Annotated in this window: 1 protein-coding gene and 1 pseudogene; one reads left to right on the top strand and one right to left on the bottom strand. The window is 70.1% G+C overall.

Features of this window, described 5'->3' with window-relative positions; all coding sequences use genetic code 11:
- Positions 1-23: 23 nt before the first annotated feature.
- On the top strand, positions 24-845 hold the full coding sequence (locus CRD59_RS07495; RefSeq protein ID WP_113854061.1) for a type 1 glutamine amidotransferase: 822 nt from the start codon (positions 24-26) through the stop codon (positions 843-845).
- Here CRD59_RS07495 and CRD59_RS07490 read toward each other — a convergent pair.
- A pseudogene (locus CRD59_RS07490) lies at positions 842-1343 on the bottom strand (ABC-F family ATP-binding cassette domain-containing protein); the annotation flags it as partial. The gene CRD59_RS07495 and the pseudogene CRD59_RS07490 sit on opposite strands and share 4 nt — an antisense overlap.

The raw sequence follows: 1343 nt of genomic DNA, 5'->3' as shown, positions 1-1343 counted from the left end.
ATGGGGGGTGCGAGAATGGGTGCATGGCAAAACGCACTGTGCTGGTCATCCAACACGCGACCTGGGAACGGGCCGGGCGCGTGGGGGAGGCCTTGGAGGACGCCGGGCTCGACGTGGAGACCGTGGACGTGGCCTCGGAGGACAGGCCCCGGCTGGCGGCAGTCGGCGATCTGGCCGGGCTGGTCCTGCTGGGCGGACCCATGCGGGCCGATGACTACAGGCATTATCCCGGGCTCAAGGCGGAGACCAGGCTGGCGCGGTCGGCGGTCGAGGCGGAGCTGCCTGTGCTGGGCATCTGCCTGGGGCACCAGATCCTGGCCCGTGCCCTGGGCGGGCGACTGCGGACGGGGGGCAAGCCCCAGCGGGGGGTGGAGCCCATCCGTTGGGTGGCCTCCGACGACACGGTCTACCGGTGGGCCGATAGGACCACGCCGGTGTTGGAATGGCACGCGGACTCTGTCGGGCTTCCGCCCGGGGCCACGCTGCTGGCCCGGTCAGGGGGCACGAAGGTGGAGGCCTTCCGGATGGGGTCCGCCTTGGGGTTGCAGGGCCACCTGGAGGTGACCGGGCCCATCTTCGAGCAGTGGCTGGAGTCGCCCATGGCCATGGCAGGGCTGAAGAAGGGGCGGATCGCCCAGCTGAAGGAGGAGTTCGAGGAGGCCGAGCCGCTGATGCACCCTTTGGCGGACTCGGTCTTCTCCGCCTTCGCGGCCCGCTGCTCGACCTGCGCGGCGCGGCAGGCGGGGTCGGAAGACACCGCCGGGAACATCGGCGGTGATGGCACGATTGGGGGAGACGGTCGGCCCGGCAGGTCCGGCAAGCCGAAGAGGGGCCGGCGGGGCTAGTCCTCCAGGCGCTCGCCGATCTCCAGCCACTCCTCCTCCAGGGGGCCGATTTCGGCCTGGATGGCCTTGACCTGCTCGTTGAGCCGACCCAGGCCCTCGTAATCGGCCGGGTCGTGCCGGGCCATCCGGGCTTGCAGGTCCTCCACCTGTCCGTTGAGCTTGGACAGTTTGCGTTCGATCGAGCGGGAGCGCTTGTTGAGCTCGCGCTGGACTTGGCGGTCGGATTTCCCGGGCCTGGGGGCAGCCTCCTGGGAGGTTACGCTAACAGCTGAGTTCGTGCTTCCGTTTCCGGGCGTTTCGCGGTCCGGCGATGGGGACCGCCGGCTTGAGCCGGACTCGACCATGGCCAGGTAGTCGTCCACGCCGCCGGGCAGGTGGAGGACCTTGCCGCCGATCAGGGCGTACTGCTGGTCGGTCACCCGCTCCAGCAGGTAGCGGTCGTGGGAGACGACGATCAGGGTGCCGGGCCAGGAGTCCAGCAGGTCCTCCATGACGGCC

It is taken from the genome of Bifidobacterium xylocopae (genome assembly GCF_003315615.1).
Classification (GTDB): domain Bacteria; phylum Actinomycetota; class Actinomycetes; order Actinomycetales; family Bifidobacteriaceae; genus Bombiscardovia; species Bombiscardovia xylocopae.
Note: the sequence above shows the minus strand (reverse complement) of the source record. Positions and strands in the feature narration are given on the sequence as shown.

Bases quoted from the DNA above. Each gene is read 5' to 3' on its own strand.
- CRD59_RS07495 (WP_113854061.1), top strand. From the start codon at position 24: ATGGCAAAACGCACTGTGCTGGTCATCCAACACGCGACCTGGGAACGG.